Raw genomic sequence first — 19,917 nt, 5'->3', positions numbered from 1 at the left:
TTTCGCTATTTTCGGACCACAACCGGAGGTGCAAACCGGGCCACCACGGATTCAGCCACCCGCAGGCCATCACAGGCCGCGGAGGTAATTCCACCGGCATACCCCGCCCCTTCTCCGGCAGGATACAGCCCCCCCACTGTACTTTGATAATCCCCACCCCTGAGGATACGCACTGGCGAGGAACTCCGGGTTTCCACTGCCGTGAGACGGGCCTCTTCTCCATCAAAGCCCACTATGCGTTTCCCAAAGACTGGGATGGCTTCCAATAGTCCCTCCACTGCAAATTCCGGCAGGCAAGCCCTCACCCGCTGACCCGCTTCTGTCGCTTCCTGAAAATCCTTCCAGGAACAAGTCGGTGCTTTAAAGGCCCCTCCGCCATTTTCATAGGCCAGGCCTTCCCAATGTTCCTGGAAGGCGATGCCCGCCAGGACATCCTCGGATTCAAAATCCGAGGGGCGGACATCGCATAAAATCCCGGCGTTGGCGGTGCCGCTATTTCTGGCACGATTGCTCATGCCGTTGACGCACACCAGACCCGGTTGGGTCGATGCCGTAATGACCTCACCCCCGGGGCACATGCAGAAGGAATATACACCCCGGCCATTTGCACCCCGATAGCTCAGCTTATAATCCGCAGCGGGTAATCCCTGGGTATCCCCATATTGGGAATGATCGATGAGGGCTTGGGGATGCTCCATGCGCACCCCTATGGAAAAGGGCTTTTGCTCCATGGGGATATTCGCCCCTTTTAGCATGGCGAAGGTATCCCGTGCGGAGTGCCCCAGGGCCAGGATGACGCTGCTGCTGGAAAGGCTGCTCTCTTTTCCGTCTTTGAGGACTTCTACCCCGCAGACCTCCCCGGAATCCGTCACCTGGAGGCCTGTCACCTTTGTGTTAAAACGGATCTCACCCCCAGCCGCCTCAATGCGACGGCGCAGGGTCACTACCACGGCCCTCAGAACATCCGTGCCGATGTGGGGCTTTTGCTTATAGAGAATATCTTCCGGTGCCCCGGCTTGAACAAAAGCCTCTAACACCCTTCGAATCCGAGGGTCCTTGGTCCCCGTGGTGAGTTTACCATCGGAGAAGGTGCCCGCACCGCCCTCCCCAAAGAGGACGTTGGATTCGGGATTGAGGTGACCCTCTGTCCAAAAGGCCGCCACATCCTTTACCCGCTTGACCATATCCCCACCCCGTTCCAGGACGATGGGGGCGTAGCCCGCCTCTGCCAAATACAGGGCGGCAAAAAGGCCGCAGGGACCAAACCCCACCACCACCGGTCGGCCAGTGAGCGGTTCCTGCCCGGGCACAATGGCTGGGTTCTTTTGCTTTTTAATGGGCTGGGCAGTTTTCTTTCCCTTGCCTCTCAGGGGCAGGGCGGTGCTGAAATCCACGGTATAGACCAGCCGGATATCGGATTGCTCCCGGGCGTCAATGGATTCTTTTCTGACGGTGAACTCCCCTGGGCCCAAGGTATCCTGGGGCAGGCCACAGATCTTTTCTATTTTTCTTGGAATAAGGGACCAATCTTCTTTGATATTCAGTTTGATATTATTGATACGATAGCGGGTCTTTTTCATTGTGTCTCCATCTACTTTGAAAGGGCGGCAACCGCCGCCTGACGTCCGGTTCGGAAGGCATAATCCAGATTATAGCCACCACAGGGGCCGTCATAATCCAAAATTTCTCCAGCAAAATAAAGCCCCGGCACCAGCCGGGATTCAAGGGTGCGTGGGTTGACCTCATCCCAAGGGATTCCACCAGCAGTGCACTGGGCCATCTTAAAGCCCATCACCCCCGAGGGCTTCATCACCAGGGCGTGGAGACATTCCTCCAATCGGGCAAAATCCTCTGGGGTACAGTCTTTTAGGGGCTGCATCCCCGTCATTCCCCATTGGCTGAGCACCCACTTGGCTAGGGGCGGTTTTAACATCCCACCAAGGAGGTCAAGACAATGGCTCTCCCCAAAATAGTCGTACTGTTTCATCAAGAAGGGATAAAAGGATTCTCCGGGGTAAATATCCAGGGTGATGGTATAGGGGGATAGTCGTCTTTCATCCCGATAGACCAGATATCGGCTTAAATTAAAGACGCAAATCCCCGAGATACCGTAGTCCGTCAATTGGACTTCCCCGGCCTCCACAAAAACAGGCTCTTCCTCCCAATAAAGGGTAAGCCGTCCCTTTACCCGCACCCCCTTAAGGGCCTTAGGCAGATCCTCACAGATCACCCCAGTTAAGACTGGCAGGGTTTTGGTCACCTGATGTCCCAGGGACTTGGCCAGGGTGTAGCCGTCCCCAGAGCACCCATAGGCTGGCCCGGCTTTTCCCCCTGTGGCGAGCAGAACTCGGCGGGCCGTGTAGCTCTGATCCTCTGTTTTAAGATGAAATCCCTCCCCCTTCCGGGTCATGGCGACAACCGCCGCCTCCGTAAACACCTGAATACCAGCCGTTTGTATTCTCCGGGCCAGGGTCTCCGCCACGCCTGGTGCGCTTTCTGAGAAGGGATAGAGTCTGCCGGTATCATCCGACCGCACCGGTATGCCCTGATCCTCAAAGAAAGCAATGGTTTTATCCACCCCGGGAATGGCCCCATTGGATAAATTACAACGGCCATTTCCCGTTGCCCGGAGCTTTTTGCCCAGGGCATCTTTTTTTTCCAAAATAGCCACCCGGGCCTCGGGGTACTGCCCCACAGCCTCTAAAGCTGCGGCCATGCCTGCCGCGCCCCCACCGATGATGATTAAATCGTAGATATTCAGAGACATCTCAGCCTTCCATCATTTCGTCTGGGTTAAACACATCGGCATCAAACCATAAACGGGATTCCCGTTTAAAGGCACCTTCCGAGTCACAGCAATGGATAAGATTTTTAGCGATTCGCCCCTCGGCATCTGCCGCTGCCAGGGAATCCACTCCGTAATAGCCCCGAATGGTATCCTCTCCAGCCTTGGAGGGATCGGTATTCCCCACTAACTTCCGGGCGTTGGCAATGGCATCCGGCCCCTCCTGGGCGATGATGACGGGGATCATGGTCTTTCCCACAAAATAGTCCAGCACCTGCTTCTTGAAATCTTCTCCCAGCTTCTGGATCACCTCTTCATAATGTTCAAGGATCAGCTCCGGTGTGACCTCCCGAAGGTCGAATAATTCGATGATAAAGCCCCCTTCCTTAAAATCCTTTAGAATGGGCCCAACCAAATGCCGCTCAAGGGCATCGGGTTTAAATATAATGAAACAATATGATTGCATGGTGTCCTCCTTTTGGGCTTTCTTTTCTTCAGTATACGTTATTTGGGGGTGGGATACAAGGGATTTAAAAAAACACCCCCTGTACCACTTAATAGGATACTGGGGGTGTGAAGGAGAGCAAATTTATTTTATCTGATTATTGGATCCGGCTAACGAAGTCGGCGTAGGCTTCACAGCCGTGTTCGTGGACGTCTAAGCCTTCAATTTCAACGATGCGTTCAACACGCAGGCCGTGGGCTTTCTTGAGGATGAGGAAGAAGATCCCCGAGGTCATGAGTGCCCAGGCGGCGACACAGACGACACCAATGAACTGAACTCCAAAGAGGTTAAAGCCACCACCGTAGAACAGACCGACGACGGCATCTTCCGTACCTGGCATATAGTTGGCAAAGAGACCGACTAACAGGGTGCCGAGAACCCCACAGCCACCGTGTACCGAAATGGCACCAACAGGATCATCAATCCTGCATTGACTATCAATAAAGGGAACCAGTAAGGATACGGCAATGCCAGAAAGAACACCAACCCAGATCGACCCCCAGAGGGTAATGACCTGGCAGCCAGCGGTAATCCCCACCAGCCCAGCGAGGACACCATTTAAGGTCATCGAGACATCTGGTTTTTTGTACCGGAACCAGGTAAAGAACATGACCGTCAGGCCACCGGCCGCTGCCGCCAGGTTGGTGGTCATTGCGATATGTCCAATTTCATCAGTCACCGCAATGGTGGAACCACAGTTAAATCCAAACCAGGCAAACCAGAGGATAAAGACACCCAAAGCGCCAAGGGTCAAAGAGTGACCGGGAATGGCATTGGCCGAGCCATCCTTGTTATATTTACCAATACGGGGACCGACCATAATGGCACCCATGAGGGCCACCCAGCCCCCCACCGAATGGACGGCGGTGGAGCCAGCAAAATCCACAAAGCCCATCTGGCTTAAGAAGCCGCCACCCCAGATCCAATGTCCGGATACCGGGTAGATGATTAAACTAACGAAGGCAGAGACCGCGCAGTAGGCGGTAAACTTTGTACGCCCAGCCACAGCCCCGGAAACGATGGTTGCCGCGGTGGCGCAGAACACCGTCTGAAAGAATATATAGAGTTCTGGGGGAATATTATCCACCACCTGGATGGATGTCGGATTAAAGAAGCCTGACGTTCCAATGAAGGCACCATCCCCGCCAAACATGACGGCAAAGCCCACACAGAGGAAAAGAATTGAACCAATCATGTAATCCACAAAGTTCTTCATAATGATGTTCCCGGCGTTTTTAGCCCGGGTAAAGCCTGTTTCCACCATGGCGAAGCCCGGCTGCATAAACATAACCAGGGCAGCTCCCAGGAACACCCATACGATATCTGCATATTGCTGCATATCCATAAGTTAATACCTCTTTCTTTATTTTTCAAAAAATAAAGGGGATCCTTATTTTCAATGTCTATCATGTAAAAAAGGTATAATAACCGTTTTACATTGAAAATAATTATCCCCATTGATAATTGTATCGCTATTTTTTTAAATCCTACACCGTCCCATTAGATGGCATCTGGACCGCGTTCCCCTGTACGGATACGAACGACATCCGCCACATCGTACACAAAGATCTTGCCGCCGCCGATTTCATCAGAGGGCAGCCTTTCAGTTAACAGCTTAATGATGATTTCTGCGGTTTCCGCATCGGTAATGGTTTCAAGCTTAAGCTTTGGCAGGAAGTTTACCGTGTAGGATGTTCCCCGATAGGATTTTTTAAAGCCCTTTTGGTTCCCATACCCCATAATATTGGTAATCATCATCCCCTGAATATCACAGGTATTTAGAATCTCCTTGGCATCCTCTAAAAGATTGGGATTCAGCACAATCTCTAATTTCTTCATACTTTCCTCCTAATATATTTTTAAAAAACAAAAACGAATCCATCGGGGCGTGGAATGAGAAAAAGCTTCCCGATGGACTCGTCTTTGAGTCAGTGTAACGATCGATTCAATTTATCTTTAAACGTAGAACAGCAGATCTTCGTAAATGGGGTAAGGCCAATATTTTTCCCCTACCATGGTTTCCAGCTCATCCGCTGTTGCCCGGAGGCTTTCCATGGCAGCAATGACCTTTTCCAGATAGAATTTTGCCTGGGCCAGGGCGTCGTCAACATCCTGGGCTTCCACAACCACCCGGTCCAAGGTGTCAATCTTCTTGATCATGCTGCTGTACAGCTTGGAAATGGTGCTAAGCTGGGTTTCTTCTCCAGTGGAATCAATCAGATCCCCCAGGGCTTTCTTCTGGGATAACACCGCTGTTAAATCCTTGATATAATTCAGGACGGCCGGTGTGATCTGGCGCTTCACCATGGACAGCATGGTGAGTGCTTCAATATTAATGGTTTTGGAGTATTCTTCCAAATGGATTTCTTCCCGAGCTTTCATTTCGGCCGCACTGTAAATCCCGTGCTTTTCCATCAGGTCCATATTCTTTTTGCTGGCATAAACCTCGAAGGCTTCCGGCGTTGTCCGAAGGTTCGGCAGGCCCCGGCGTTTTGCCTCTTCCACCCATTCGTCGGAGTAGTTATTGCCATTGAAGACCACACGCTTGTGTTCCTGAAGGGAATTTTTCAGCAGCTCACGGCAATCCGCCTCAAAGTTTTCAGAGCCTTCCAATGCATCGGCAAAGCGCTCCAGCACTTCCGCAACAATAGTGTTCAGGGCAATATTTGGCCCGGCGATGGACTGGTTGGAGCCCAGCATCCGGAATTCAAACTTATTCCCTGTGAAGGCAAAGGGAGAGGTCCGATTCCGATCTGTGGCATCTCCCACAAAATTCGGAACCGAGTCTACCCCAATATCCATGACCAAATCCTTAGCCGTTTCCACGGGCTTGCCGGTTTCCAGGGACTTAAGGGCCGCCGTCAGCTGATCCCCCAGAAAGATGGATACAATGGCAGGTGGTGCTTCGTTGGCCCCCAGACGATGGTCGTTCCCAGCACTGGCTACAGTGGCGCGCATCAGCTCCGGATAACGATCGACGGCTTCGATAACCGCCACCAGGAAGGTTAAAAACTGAAGATTATCTGCCGGATTATCCCCAGGGTTAAGGAGGTTTTCACCGGTATCGGTACTCATGGCCCAGTTGTTATGCTTCCCGGATCCATTGACACCCCCAAAGGGCTTTTCATTAATCAAACAGGACAAATCATGGCGGTAGGCTACCTTACGGAGGGTTTCCATAATCAAATGGTTATTGTCCGTCGCCTGGTTAGACGTTGAAAACACAGGGGCCAGCTCATGCTGAGCCGGAGCGACCTCATTGTGACGGGTTTTAGAGGGAATCCCCAGCTTCCACAGCTCAGTATCCACATCCCGCATAAAATTACAAACCCGGCCACGGATGCGTCCAAAGTAATGATCCTCCATCTCCTGTCCCTTTGGCGGCTTGGAGCCAAAGAGGGTCCTTCCGGTTAAGATGAGGTCCTTCCGAGCCTTGAACATTTCCCGTTCGATGAGGAAGTATTCCTGTTCAGCACCAACAGTGGTGGTGACCTTCTTAACATCCTTTCCGAAGAGCTTAAGCACCCGAACCGCTTCAGCGGATAAGGCCCGCATGGAACGCAGCAGCGGTGTCTTTTTATCCAGAACTTCCCCGGAGTAGGAAATAAAGGTGGTGGGGATGTATAAGGTGGTTCCCTTCACAAAAGCGAATGAGGTGGGGTCCCAGGCGGTATAGCCCCGGGCTTCAAAGGTTGCCCGCAGTCCACCGGATGGGAATGAAGAAGCATCCGGCTCGCCCTTGATGAGCTCTTTGCCAGAGAATTCCATAATGACCTTGCCCTCTTCGGTGGGACTGATGAAGGCGTCGTGCTTTTCAGCCGTAATGCCTGTCATTGGCTGGAACCAATGAGTAAAGTGTGTCGCCCCCTGCTCCATGGCCCAATCCTTCATGGCGTTGGCTACAACCTCAGCAACCTCGCCTTCCAGTGGCAAATCTTCCTTGATGGTTTTCATCATGCTCTTATAAATGTGCTTTGGCAAACGCTTTCGCATCACCGTGATGTTAAACACCTTGGAACCGAACAATTCGATAACATCCTCTTTCGAATCTTTGATTTCCATTAATTCTTCAGACATAACAGCCTCCTTGGGTAAATTTATATATTCCTTTATCAACAAAGATGATATACTAAATGTAATCCATGAACCCATCCGTCTGGCACCCGGTGAAGGATGTGCCAGACCAATGATTCGGTTCAAGGAAGCAGGGGCTTGAGGGAACCCCTGCATCAGATCACGACACCACATCCCTTCTGAGGAATTAAACAGTAGATAACAGATAAGGAAGCATCTTGCACTGTCTTGTCTTAAACAGTGCAACTTTGTTGACTGTCATAGGATGGGTATCGAAATCGTTAGGTTAGCAACCCAAGAGACGATATATAAAAAAATGGCGCATTTAAAAGCGCGTTATACACCTTCAAAAGCACCATTGCTTATCTCATTGTAGCAGCTCACGCCGCATCTCTTAAGTTGTTGACCTCATTATAGACGAATCCTAAGGATTTGTAAAGTCTTTTTTTGAAAAAGCATCATGAAATGGGTATCAGTTTACATTTACTTGCAATGCTGTCGCTTTTTTCATTGGATCGATAATGTCCATAATGGATTTATAAATAGTCTTGTCACCTTGAACATTGCGGTTTAAAATAGATTTAAGCGGGTACATTGCGTTCCCATTTAGATGTTTCATGCATCATAAGGAGGTTATCAAATGAACAAAGAACAATTGGCACGTATGGCTGACGGCAAGGGATTCATCGCCGCACTGGATCAAAGCGGTGGAAGCACCCCAAAGGCACTGCGTCTTTATGGCATCCCCGATGATGCCTATCACGGTGAACACCAGATGTTCGATTTAATCCATGATATGCGAAAACGCATCATTCAAAGCCCAGCCTTTACCAGTACCCATATCCTGGCAGCCATCCTGTTCGAACAAACCATGGACCGGGAAATCGACGGCGTCTATACGGGTGAATATCTGTGGAAGGAAAAGGGCATCGTTCCCTTTGTCAAAGTGGACCAGGGACTGGACACCGATAAATTCGGCGTACAGCTTATGAAGCCCCTGAGCAAGCTTGATGAACTCCTCAGCCGGGCAAAGGCCCGCCATATTTTCGGCACTAAAATGCGCTCCGTCATCCACGAGGCCAACCGCAACGGCATCGCCAAGATTGTAGAACAGCAGTTTGAAGTCGGCTTAGATATCATCGGCCAGGGCTTTATGCCCATCCTGGAGCCCGAAGTCGATATCCACAGCAGCACCAAGGCCGAAGCTGAAGTGATCCTCTTAGAAGAGATCTTTAAGCGTTTGACTGAATTGCCCGATGATGTCCGTCTGATGTTCAAGCTGACCATTCCCTCCCAGAATGATTTCTATGGAACCCTCATCGCCGATTCCCATGTTCTCCGCTGCGTCGCCCTCTCCGGTGGCTACAGCCGTGAGGATGCCAATAAGCGCCTGGCCCAGAATCCTGGCCTCATCGCCAGCTTCTCCCGGGGCCTCACCGAGGGCCTGAATATCCATCAGAGTGATATTGAATTCAACTATCGCCTGAAAGAATCCATCCAAAACATTTATAACGCCAGTATTTCATAATAAAACAGGGCTGCCACAGGGTAATTTGTGACAGCCCTGTTTTATAAGGTTTTATGAAGATGCCTGCTCCCTGATCTTTCGTTTAATGGAAAAGAAAATATTAACCAATACCATGGAGACCACAATCCCCCCGGCAATGGCCACCGCCGTATTAATGGCCACCAGGCCATAATGTACGCAGTTCTGCCACTCTTCTGCAAAGGCAAAATTCATGGTCATGAACAAGGCCGATCCTGGAATCAGGGGGATAAAGCCCACCACCAGGTACACGGTGGTGGGTACCTTGCGTCTTCGTGCCATAAATTCGGAATAGATCCCCAGGAACAGGGCAGCATATAAATAGCGAAAGGCATCTCCGGTGCACCATAGCCCTGCCAGAACGTAAACCCACCAATCCAGCAGGCCTCCAAAGGCCGTCCAGAACAAGTCCTTCCCTCGAATATTAAAGAGAATGGCAAAGCCCAGGGATCCAAAAAAAGCTGCGATTATCTGAATAAGGTCATGGATCATATCAGCCTCCAAAGGTAAAATTAATGAGTGCGAATCCAAAGGCGATGGCCAGGGCGATGATAATGGCTTCAGTACACCGCACAGCCCCGGATATCATGTTGTCCATAAACATATCCCGGATCGAGTTAGTAAACATCAGCCCGGGAATCAGGACCATGATATTCCCAATGCTGACCTTTTCCGCAGAAATTCCGATTCCCAGACGGGCGCTGCTGATGGCTAAAAAACCTGCCGCTGCTGCACAGAGGCAGATGACCACGAACCGATTGACATCCAGACGGTTTAAAGCATACTCGACGATCTTAATGACGATGCCAATACCCCCAGCGACCACGGCATCCAGGGCCGTCCCTCCGAAGAAAATGGCAAAGGCCGCCGAGATCAGGGCATAGGCCAACCCCAGCTGCCAATGGGTATAGGCTGGTAACCCAGAAATCGCCGCCATGCGCCGCTGGATTTCCTTTGGCTTCAGCTTTTTCTCACAAATACTCCTGGAAAGATCATTGAGCTTCTCCATCATGTTTAAATCGTAAGAAAAGCCCGAAATCCGTCGGGTTTGGGTGAGCACCCCAAAATCCTCACCGGACATGGTCACCACGATGGTATAGGTAATGGAGAAGACATCCACCCGGTCTGCTCCGTAAGCTAATCCAATGCGTTCAATGGTATCCTCCACCCGATGGATTTCAGCACCCCGAATAAGCATCCGCTCTCCAATATCCAGAGCACAGGCTAAATATTCATTGGCCAATGCTACTTTTTCTGGATCGTACATTCCACACCTCCTCAGCTGTCATAGATTCCTTATCTTTATTGATAGAATTTTATTATATGCACCGCTATGGTGAAAGTCAATATTTAAAAACTTTTTTAATTTTTCTATTGACATTTACGTCAAATTCTCGTATTATATAGTAGTCGTCGTTACGGGGGCATGGCGCAGTTGGGAGCGCGTCTGAATGGCATTCAGAAGGCCGGGGGTTCGAGTCCCCCTGTCTCCACCATAAACGATTATACCGAAAACCGCTGAATTCAGCGGTTTTTTTTATTTTTTGCAGCAGTCCCTTCTTCACCTCTCCTTTCCACTGTCTACGCTTTTGATACACGCCATCGTCTAAAATGATTTTAAGCATTTTTCAATTACAGTGAAAAAAGGAGATATTTATGGAAAAACGTAGAAGCTGGATATCCGTGGTTTTATCCCTGATCTTTCTGGTCAGCCTGCTCTTTATTTTAGGCAATCTGGACATTCAGGGTGTTCAAGCCGCTGATTATACCGCATCCGTTGAATTTAACATGGATGCCGCCAGCCAGCCGGCACAAACCAAAACCTTTACCGATGCCAATGAAAAAATCGGAAATTTTGGATTGTACGACACAGGATTTTGGATTTTCAAACAGTATTTTATTGGTTGGTCAGACCAAAGGGATTATACCACCAACCCCAATGCCAAGCTGTACTACGAAAATCAATCCATTAGCGAAGCCTTTCCTGAGGGCACAACGGAACCCCAAAAGCTGTACGCCATCTTTGTTGGTCTCAGTAACTTCGCCAATGTGAATGGCCTTGTGGAGATCAACCCCGATAAAACAGCTGCAGAAACCGTAACGGGAAACATTAAAGCGCAGTCTGGCTTTGATCAGCCTGATGCCGAAAAAAAAGTTGACCTTTGGTACGATCCTGGAACAGAATCCTACAACGTGGATTTGTCCGCAGGCTTTCATTTCAATAAAACCCTGGCCAACCTTGTTTATCGGAATCCCGGCGGGATTTTAGTCAACAGCGGGACTTGGTCCGACGGCCCCAAGAAGGGGGCCTCTTACAGTCATGTCGATTTGCACGTTCAGCTGGATGAACGGCTGACCATGCCCGATACCCTGACCGATTTATCCTTTACGAGCTATCAGTACAAGCCATCCTACATTTTAGATGAAAACTATAATATTTTAGAGAACATCAGTTCGTCGCTGGTACCGGGAAGCCCCACCTCGACCTTTTCCTTTAATCGAAAGGGAAACACCCGCTTTATCCTTCGGGTGACCATTCGCCACGATGGAAACCCGGTGAATGCCCTGACCGCAACCCCAGAGCAGGTGGCGGCCCCCATGGTTCTATCCACCACGAACCCCAATAACTTCAAAATTACAGAGGCCGTTGCACAAACCCTATCGGAAACCGGCGATAACCTGGTATTTAAGGGCTTTATCGACGGAAACGCCAAGGCCTCGTCAATGGTCTACCCCATCCCGGTCATCGAGGGCAAGCCCTTAAACATTGCCTTTGCTCCCCGGACATACAATGCAAAGCACCACTTTATTAGCGGGACACCCAATGCAGCCCTTCCCCAGAGCGTAACCGATCTATTGCCTGCCGATCAAACCGACATCCCCACCGGCACCCTGGCAACGCCCACCGACCCTGCCCAGAAAGCGGTTGAACTTGACGAGGGAACCTGGCATTTTAAAGGATGGGACCCAGAAACCGCCGTCATCCATGAGCAAGACACGAATTTCACGGGCTCCTGGGAATTTATTGCCAAGGAATACACCCTTACCCACCACTTTGTCAGTGGGACCGAGGGTGAAGTTTTACCCCAAAACGTTTTAGAATTGCTCCCCGCTGACCAAACCGGCAAAACCAAGGGTTCCATTGTCACACCAACACCCCTTACCCAAAATCAGGTGATCGTGGCTGATGGTACATGGAACTTTATGGGATGGGAACCCGCCAGTGCCACCGTTGAAAATGAGAACCTTTCCTTCACCGGAACCTGGATTTTCACCAAAACACCCCTACCTGTGGAATACTATGTCCACTACACCTTTGTCAGCGGCACGGAAGGGAAATCCCTTCCGCCCTCCGTACTCAATCTGAATCCCAGGGATGAGGTTCCTAAGATAACGGGAAGTGTCGTTAATCCAATGATACCCGAAACAATCGTCGTCCCTGAGGATGATGGTGAATGGTACTTTATGGGCTGGGACAGCCTCGAGGCAACCATTGTCGATTCCGATGTGACCTTCACAGGGACCTGGGAATTTTCAGAACGGCCCTCACAAAAATATATCGTTACCCATGGCTTTGCCAGTGCAACACCGAGTAAAAACCTGCCCCAGGAGCTCATCGATATGATCCCAGGGCCTCAAACCAATCTGGACAAGGGGACCGTAGTCACCCCAAGCCCACTGCGGACCACCCAGCTTAAAGTGGCCGACGGAACTTGGCGCTTCCTGGGCTGGACCCCCAAGGAAGCCACCATCACCGATCTGGATATCCTCTTTGTCGGAGACTGGGCCTTTACACAAAGCGCCACCCTACCGCCCCAAACCACGGTATCGGTGGACCCCGCACCGCCTATCGCCGGTGAAGCCCCACCGGTTCTCAGTCCCAAACCGGCATCGATTCCGGAATCACTCCAACATTATACCTCAGTCTGGGGCTCCTTGGTTTAGCCGCGTTAGCAGCCTTTGTCCTGCTCAAGAAACACTAAACGACATAAAATCTGTAATAATCTCAAAATAGCACTAAAAAAATCTCCCAAGATGATATATAATGTTATAAACATATACCACGAACCAAAGGAGATTTTCATGCAAGAACTTAAAGACCGTATTTTAAAGGATGGCGTTGTCAAGCCCGGCAATATTTTAAAGGTAGACAAATTTCTAAACCACCAGATCGACGTCACCCTTCTCGACCACGTCGGTGAAGCATTTAAAGAACGGTTTTCGGATAAGCCCATTAATAAAATCCTGACCATCGAAGCCTCTGGCATCGGTATCGCCTGTATCGTCGCCCAGCACTTCGGCACCCCAGTGGTGTTTGCCAAAAAGAACCGCAGCACCAACATCAGTGACCAGGTCTATAAAAGCACGGTCATGTCCTACACCCAGAATAAAAACTACGATATTATGGTTTCTGGGGAATTCTTATCTCCTGAGGACCACATCCTCGTCGTCGATGATTTTCTAGCCACTGGCCATGCCTTAGAAGGACTCATCGAGATCATTGCCCAGGCCGGTGCCACCCTGGAGGGCATTGGCATCGTGGTTGAAAAGGGATTTCAGGAAGGCGGAAAGAAGATTCGTGAACAGGGCATCCAGCTGGAATCCCTGGCCATTGTGGAGGATATGTCCTCCGGGGAAATCGTCTTTCGGTAAACCAAAAATACCATCGTCCACCCTCTTTCGAGGGGACGATGGTATTTTTTATTGCATCCGATACGCTTCTATTCAAGGGAGGAGGTAATATCCCCGTTATTGTAGTTGATATAAGCGTAATCCGAAGAAACGGTCTTCCCGGTAGTGTCCTTCACGTTAAAGGTATAGGCATAATCCCCGTTGGTCAGTTCTACCTCTTCAAACTGGGTATCGCCCTTGTATTTAATGGGCTTCGATTCGTATTCATACAGTTCATCATTGCCATCATCCATGCTCATGGCATAGGACAACAGGATGATTTCATCCCCTTTTTTCAACGCTTTCAGGCTTCGTTCCGCCATCCCGGTATTTTCATCAATCCCGTCGCTAACGCCTAAAATCTTAAATTTTTCATCCTTAAAGCTATAGGAAACCGTCATATTGGTTTCTTCCCCATTGAGCTTGATGGGCACAGTGTACAGATTATAGTCGTCCCCTTCATAGGTGATTTCCATATAGGCGTAATTGCCGTCCATGGCCCCCCAGACGCCCCGGAAATTGTCTTTGAATACGCCGGTATCCCAATTGGCATCAATATCGTTATCCGTCCCCATAAACACCATTTCATTGACCCCTTCATCCATGTAGATGAGGTCGAAGGTCACGCTGGATACGGCATCTAATCCCGCAGGGTCCAGCTTCAGATTGATGTAGCCATCACCATCGATACTCAGATTCAGCTGCTGGTTAAAGCCCTGGACTGTCTGAACATCTGCTACCCCGGTGGACTGGGAAACCTCTGCCGAGACATCCTCACCCAGGGAGTACTGGATAAACCGGGTGTAGTTCGGGCTGGCCGCCACCTGGGCATACTCCGCTAAGCTGTCGGTATCCCCGTCATAGGAGTAGTAGGTGGACAAGCCCGAGGCCTGGCTCCGGTAAGGGCCGTTCACCTTATACACCACTGCGGATTCCAGGGCAGAAAGCACGTTTTTATCCGTGGCGGCAATGAGGTCATCGGCGTTTTTCATCAGATCCCCTAAATCCACCATATTGGTGTAGCCGTCCTCGTCGTTATTACCGCCGTAATTTTCAGCCGCCCGGGCGCTCCGGCCAAACTGGCCCACCACCTTGCTGTTTCCTGCCGCTTTGGTGAGGACCTCCGTCCCCATACTGTCCACGGCGGATACCAAGGCATCTACCTTACTTAAATCCGTGACAGATAGGGTGATTTCGTCGCTGGTTCCGGCATCCTCACAGCCCTCTACAAAGGCATCACAAATGGCCTTTCCTAAATCCACCGCACTGATATCCGGGTTTTCACCCAGGGCGGAGAGCCACTTGGTATATTCCCAGCCGTTGCCAGGTTCCAGCTCTTCAGAGGCCACCAGATAATTGGCGTATTTCTTCATGATATTGGCATTGTCCAGGGTGGCCATCAGACAAGTGTCCATCCCAACGACGCTGAGCTTCTGCCCAGAGCTGTAGACACTGCCGATGGCGGTATCCAGCTCCTTTAAGGTTAAGCTGTCATAATCGTAGTTTTCATCAAAGCTGACCCCAGAGACACTACCACCACCGTGGTTCCAGAATAACAGCATGGTATTATCCGCCGGATAATTTTTCTGGCAGAAGGATAAAAAGGACTGGAGGGTCCCAGCTTCACCCATATCTGCCTGGGGCTGCTGATCCACCAAATTCAGGCCATCGCTTCCAAATTCGTAACGCTCGATTTTAGAGGCATCCACAACATCGTTTTGCCACTGGGCCGCCCCACCGGTTTGGACCACCACCTTGACATCTTCGGAGGTGGTAGCCCCCAGCATTTCTTCAATATCCGCCGTTGCAGCACCGTATTCACTTTCCAGGTCGCTGCCGCAGCAGTACCAATACACCGCCCATTTGCTCTTCTCGCCCGTGGGCTTTTTGGTCCCCACATCATCGGCGGAGAGGGTTCCACTTCCGCCACTCCCACAGCCAGCCAGCAATACGGCCAGCAGGAGAAGGCTGCCTAAGATTCCTAATCGTTTTTTCATCGAATACCCCTTTTGTTCATTTGAATTTTCTACATTATACCGGACCCCCTGACAAAAAGAAAACCCTTTCACCGTAAAATACGATAAAAGGGTGTAAAAGACTTAAGATAAGGTGTGAATAAACAATCCACTGCGCAGCTTCGGTTCAAACCAGGTGGATTTGGGGGGCATGAGCAACCCGGCATCCGCAATGGCCATGAGCTCTGAAATGGCTGTGGGATACATGGAAAAGGCCAGGGCCATATCCGTTTCTACCCGGCGTTCAAGCTCGCTAAGACCTCGGATTCCACCGACAAAGTCGATGCGCTTATCTGTCCGGATATCTTCAATCCCCAAAATGGGAATAAGCAGATTATCCTGTAAAATAGCCACATCCAGACTCTTCACCGGATCTTCGGTATCGTAGCTGCCTTCCTTGGCCGTCAGCTTGTACCAGGTGTCTCCCAGGAACATTCCAAAGGTCCCCTTAGCACTGGGGTGAACCGGGGTCTTCCCCACCTTTTCCACCTCGAACGCATTCGAAATGGCCGCCAAAAATTCCTCTGAAGTCATGCCGTTCAGGTCTGCCACCACACGGTTATAATCCATAATTTTCAGCTGTTCATCCGGAAAGAGGACGGATAAGAAGTAGTTAAACTCCTCATCCCCGGTATAATTGGGGTTTTCCTCCCGGCGCTTCAGGCCAACCTTTACCGCAGAAGCACTGCGGTGATGGCCATCGGCAATATATAGGCTGTCCACCCCGCCAAAGGCTTCCACCAAGGTGGTGATGGCATCCGTATCGTCGATGACCCACACCCGATGGGTTACCCCATCCTCGGCGGTAAAATCGTACACCGGTGCCCCCGCCTTCACCCCATCAATGATGGTGTTAATGGCCGCCTGGCTGCGGTAGGTTAAGAAAATCGGGCCCGTATTGGCATCCAGGGCATCCACGTGGCGGATGCGGTCCGCCTCCTTATCCGCCCGGGTGAGCTCATGCTTTTTGATGGTATCATTGAGATATTCATCAATACTGGTACAGGCCACTAAGCCCGTTTGGCTGCGCCCGTCCATGGTCAGCTCATACACGTACAGATAAGGGGCGTCGTCCTTAAAAATCGCCTTGCGCTCAAAGAGCTTCTGAAGGTTCTTCTTCGCCTGGATATACACCGCTGGATCGTATAGATCCATTCTTGGGTCCATGGTGGTTTCCGGCCGGTCCACCCGGAGGAAGGAGTCATACCTTCCCCGGGCTGCCGCTGCCGCTTCTTCACGGTTATACACATCGTAGGGTAAGGCCGCGACATCCGCTGCCTTCTCCGGGTAAGGCCGAAGGGCCTTAAAGGGTTTAATCGTCGCCATGATGGGCCTACTTCAGAACCCGAACCCGGGTCACGCCTTCGATGGCTTTCAGCTCCTGCTTCACCACATCGGTGACTTCACTGTCCACATCGATCATGGTGTAGGCATATTCGCCCTTATTCTTATTGGTCATATCCGAAATATTGATATTTTCCTTGGCCAGCACAGTGGTAATCTGGCCGATCATATTAGGGATATTTTTATGGGCCACGGTGATGCGGTGTACACTGCTGCATTCACCCATGGTGCAATCCGGGTAGTTTACCGAATTGACGATGTTCCCATTTTCTAAGAAATCTCGCATTTCTTCCACCGCCATGGTGGCGCAGTTTTCTTCACTTTCTGGAGTCGATGCCCCTAAGTGAGGCACATTGATGACATTCTTCATCGCCAAGGTTTCCGCACTGGGGAAATCCGTTACGTAGGCAGCCAGCCGGCCTTCTTCCAAGGCCTTCGCCAAAGCCTTGTTATCCACCAAGCCGCCACGGGCAAAGTTGAGCAGACGCAGGTTCTTATTGCAATTGGCCAGTAAATCGGCATTGACAAAGCCCTTCGTCTGTTCCATATATGGGATATGGATGGAAATATAGTCACAATTTTTAAACACGGCTTCAATGCTGGAGGACCGTTTTACTTTTCTGCTTAACCCCCAGGCATGCTTGATGGAGATAAAGGGGTCGTACCCATACACCTTCATGCCAAAGTCAACCGCCATATTTGCCACCAGTACACCGATGGCACCCAAGCCGATGACTCCCATTTTTTTGCCGTACAGTTCTGGCCCTGCAAAAGCCTTTTTCCCGGATTCAACGTCAGCACCGACATCCTCGCTGTCCGTCAGGCCCTTGGCCCATTCGACGCCATCCACCACCTTACGGGAAGACATGAGCATCCCACAGGCTACCAACTCCTTAACGGCGTTGGCATTGGCCCCCGGTGAGTTACAGACCACAATGCCCTGTTCCGAGCATTTTTCCAGGGGAATGTTATTGACACCCGCCCCGGCACGTCCGATAAACTTCACCGTTTCCGGGATCTCCATATCGTGCATCTTGGCGCTGCGCACCAAAATGGCATCGGGATTCTGAATGTCATCCCCCACCTGGTAGTCTTCCGTTAAAAGCTTCAAACCTCGTTTAGAGATATTGTTCAGGGTCTTAATATTGTAATTCATTTTAGTAGTTATCCTTTCATAACGCCGCAGCAGATCTGGCCAACTTCGATACAACCCAGTCTCTCCTACGCGCGAATTATGTGGACCGGCCATCCGGTCCTGGTGTTCAGCCTGATGTTATTATTTGTTTTCTGTTTCGAACTTCTTCATAAAGTCGATGAGGGTATCCACTCCAGCCATGGGCATGGCATTATAAATGGAAGCCCGCATCCCACCAACAGAGCGGTGGCCCTTTAAGTTTTCTAAGCCCGCAGCCTTGGATTCCTTCACAAACTTCGCATCCAAATCCGCATTGCCCGTAATGAAGGGCACATTCATCAGGGAACGATCCTCTGCCACCACAGTCCCGGTGAAGAGGGCGCTGTTATCCAGGTAATTGTAGAGCTTCGCCGCCTTTTCACGGTTAATGGCTTCCATGCCGGCCACGCCGCCATTCTTCTTCACCCATTCGTACACCAGCTTACAGATATAAATGCTGTAGCAGGGGGGGGTGTTGAAGCAGGAATCATTTTCCACATGGGTAGCGTAGTTCAGCATGGTCGGTGTGAAGTCCATGGCGTCCCCCACCAGATCCTTACGGATGATGACGGCACACACACCGGCTGGCCCCATATTCTTCTGGGCTCCAGCGTAAATAACACCAAACTTGCTGACATCGTACACTTCTGAAAGAATGTTGGAAGACATATCCCCAATCAGTGGAATCTCACCGGTTTCCGGCAGATTGTCCGGACGGAAGCGTGTGCCGTAGATGGTATTATTCACACAGATGTGCAGATAATCCGCGTCCTTCCGCAGCATTTCCGGGGTATACTTCGGAATGTAGCTAAAGGTTTTGTCCGCAGACGATGCAATGGCCTGGGCATCCCCGTAGCGGCTACCTTCCTGGAAGGCCTTCTTGGCCCAGTTCCCAGTCAGGATATAGTCCGCTTTGTGGTTCTTGTTCATCAGGTTCAGCGGCACCATGGCGAATTGGGTGGATGCCCCGCCCTGTAAGAACAGGATTTCATAATTGTCCGGAACTCCCATAAGTTCCTTGTACAGTGCCTTGGCTTCCGCCAAGATGTCTGCAAAAGCCGCAGAACGATGGCTCATTTCCATAACGGACATGCCCGCACCAGGATAGTTGACCATTTCAGCCGCAGCTTGTTCGAGTACCTCTACCGGCAAAGCAGATGGGCCGGCAGAAAAATTGTAGACTCTTTCCACAGTTAATTCCTCCTTGGAAAAAAATTACACCCCTTTATGGGGTGTTTCCATTATAATTTACAGAATGAAACTTTACAAGAACCCCCGGGGGTTTTTTGGTGAAAATCCTTTGCAGGATTTGGAGCATAGTACCCACCAGCATAAATACCCCACCCAGGTTCCACCAGTATTCATCATTACATCAAAAATTTGGCAGGCGCCCCGGTGGGTCACCAGCTGGATTAACTCGATGGCGATACTAAACAAACAGCCTACCCCCACAACCATCCAGCTCCTACGCCACTTCCGGGGCAGGGCCATGGGCAGCAAGCAGCCCAACGGAAAGAACAGCAAAACATTCTCCACCATCTGGGACACCGAATACGCCGATCGGGACACCGTGACAAACAAATAGGATAAATCATAATAATCCAAATCCTTGGCACGTCGGGAAAGGAGGGTGATATACAGCACCCCCACCACGTAAACCGCCAATACAAATAAAACAGCAAGTTCCCGGGGCTGTACCTTGGTTCCATCATAGCAATCCAGAATCGCTGCAAGATAAAGCTTCCCATCAAAACATGGAACCTCGGTAATATCAGTCAGCCATTTCGCATTGGGGGCTTCCGC

At 50.6% G+C, this 19,917-nt stretch carries 16 protein-coding genes and 1 tRNA gene; 4 read left to right on the top strand and 13 right to left on the bottom strand.

Annotated elements, in window-relative coordinates; translation table 11 throughout:
- Positions 1 to 5: 5 nt before the first annotated feature.
- From BLW33_RS10435 to BLW33_RS10410, 6 genes are all read right to left on the bottom strand, one after another.
- On the bottom strand, positions 6 to 1,580 hold the full coding sequence (locus BLW33_RS10435) for an NAD(P)/FAD-dependent oxidoreductase (protein ID WP_090308545.1): 1,575 nt from the start codon (positions 1,578 to 1,580) through the stop codon (positions 6 to 8).
- 11 nt (positions 1,581 to 1,591) lie between these two features.
- Positions 1,592 to 2,767: an aminoacetone oxidase family FAD-binding enzyme gene (locus tag BLW33_RS10430; protein ID WP_090308542.1), complete on the bottom strand. Its 1,176-nt coding sequence runs from the start codon at positions 2,765 to 2,767 to the stop codon at positions 1,592 to 1,594.
- 1 nt (position 2,768) lies between these two features.
- A complete protein-coding gene (locus BLW33_RS10425; protein WP_090308539.1) occupies positions 2,769 to 3,251 on the bottom strand; it encodes a nucleoside-diphosphate kinase in 483 nt (160 codons plus the stop codon).
- A gap of 136 nt (positions 3,252 to 3,387) precedes the next feature.
- The gene (locus tag BLW33_RS10420) at positions 3,388 to 4,635 is read right to left on the bottom strand and encodes an ammonium transporter (RefSeq protein ID WP_207647827.1); all 1,248 of its coding nucleotides are present in this window, start codon (positions 4,633 to 4,635) and stop codon (positions 3,388 to 3,390) included.
- Positions 4,636 to 4,790: 155 nt separating this feature from the next.
- Complete coding sequence (locus BLW33_RS10415) at positions 4,791 to 5,129, bottom strand: P-II family nitrogen regulator (RefSeq protein ID WP_090308535.1); 339 nt, start codon at positions 5,127 to 5,129, stop codon at positions 4,791 to 4,793.
- Positions 5,130 to 5,246: 117 nt separating this feature from the next.
- Positions 5,247 to 7,367 carry a glutamine synthetase III family protein gene (locus BLW33_RS10410; RefSeq protein WP_090308532.1) on the bottom strand — a complete coding sequence of 707 codons (2,121 nt, stop codon included), beginning with the start codon at positions 7,365 to 7,367 and terminating at the stop codon, positions 5,247 to 5,249.
- A 637-nt stretch (positions 7,368 to 8,004) separates the two neighbouring features.
- Between BLW33_RS10410 and BLW33_RS10405 the strand changes: the two genes are divergently transcribed.
- Positions 8,005 to 8,892, top strand: a complete 888-nt coding sequence (locus tag BLW33_RS10405) for a fructose bisphosphate aldolase (protein WP_090308529.1) — start codon at positions 8,005 to 8,007, stop codon at positions 8,890 to 8,892.
- Between the two features lie 51 nt (positions 8,893 to 8,943).
- On the opposite strand, the gene BLW33_RS10400 is transcribed toward BLW33_RS10405, so the two are convergent.
- Positions 8,944 to 9,402 (bottom strand): threonine/serine exporter family protein, encoded by a 459-nt coding sequence (locus tag BLW33_RS10400; RefSeq protein ID WP_242911656.1) that lies wholly within the window; start codon positions 9,400 to 9,402, stop codon positions 8,944 to 8,946.
- Position 9,403: 1 nt separating this feature from the next.
- Positions 9,404 to 10,177: a threonine/serine exporter family protein gene (locus BLW33_RS10395; RefSeq protein ID WP_090308526.1), complete on the bottom strand. Its 774-nt coding sequence runs from the start codon at positions 10,175 to 10,177 to the stop codon at positions 9,404 to 9,406.
- Between the two features lie 153 nt (positions 10,178 to 10,330).
- Here BLW33_RS10395 and BLW33_RS10390 point away from each other — a divergent pair.
- From BLW33_RS10390 to BLW33_RS10380, 3 genes are all read left to right on the top strand, one after another.
- A tRNA-Ala gene (locus tag BLW33_RS10390) sits at positions 10,331 to 10,406 on the top strand.
- Positions 10,407 to 10,566: 160 nt separating this feature from the next.
- Entirely contained in the window at positions 10,567 to 12,855 is a 2,289-nt protein-coding gene (locus BLW33_RS10385; RefSeq protein WP_090308524.1) for an SHIRT domain-containing protein, read from the top strand.
- 138 nt (positions 12,856 to 12,993) lie between these two features.
- Positions 12,994 to 13,563 carry a xanthine phosphoribosyltransferase gene (locus BLW33_RS10380; RefSeq protein ID WP_090308521.1) on the top strand — a complete coding sequence of 190 codons (570 nt, stop codon included), beginning with the start codon at positions 12,994 to 12,996 and terminating at the stop codon, positions 13,561 to 13,563.
- A 68-nt stretch (positions 13,564 to 13,631) separates the two neighbouring features.
- Here BLW33_RS10380 and BLW33_RS10375 read toward each other — a convergent pair whose 3' ends face one another.
- The 5 genes from BLW33_RS10375 to BLW33_RS10355 form a co-directional block, all read right to left on the bottom strand.
- On the bottom strand, positions 13,632 to 15,578 hold the full coding sequence (locus tag BLW33_RS10375) for a clostripain-related cysteine peptidase (RefSeq protein WP_090308518.1): 1,947 nt from the start codon (positions 15,576 to 15,578) through the stop codon (positions 13,632 to 13,634).
- Positions 15,579 to 15,680: 102 nt separating this feature from the next.
- Positions 15,681 to 16,922: a DUF1015 domain-containing protein gene (locus tag BLW33_RS10370; RefSeq protein WP_090308516.1), complete on the bottom strand. Its 1,242-nt coding sequence runs from the start codon at positions 16,920 to 16,922 to the stop codon at positions 15,681 to 15,683.
- A gap of 7 nt (positions 16,923 to 16,929) precedes the next feature.
- Entirely contained in the window at positions 16,930 to 18,096 is a 1,167-nt protein-coding gene (locus BLW33_RS10365) for a phosphoglycerate dehydrogenase (protein ID WP_090308513.1), read from the bottom strand.
- A gap of 120 nt (positions 18,097 to 18,216) precedes the next feature.
- Positions 18,217 to 19,305: a 3-phosphoserine/phosphohydroxythreonine transaminase gene (serC, locus tag BLW33_RS10360; protein WP_090244990.1), complete on the bottom strand. Its 1,089-nt coding sequence runs from the start codon at positions 19,303 to 19,305 to the stop codon at positions 18,217 to 18,219.
- 72 nt (positions 19,306 to 19,377) lie between these two features.
- On the bottom strand, positions 19,378 to 19,917 hold a 540-nt coding region (locus BLW33_RS10355; RefSeq protein ID WP_176966702.1), incomplete at its 5' end, for a VanZ family protein.

This window comes from Eubacterium aggregans, assembly GCF_900107815.1.
Taxonomy (GTDB): Bacteria; Bacillota; Clostridia; order Eubacteriales; family Eubacteriaceae; genus Eubacterium_O; species Eubacterium_O aggregans.
The sequence above is the reverse complement of the archived record's forward strand: the minus strand, read 5'-3'. Positions and strand labels throughout refer to the sequence as shown.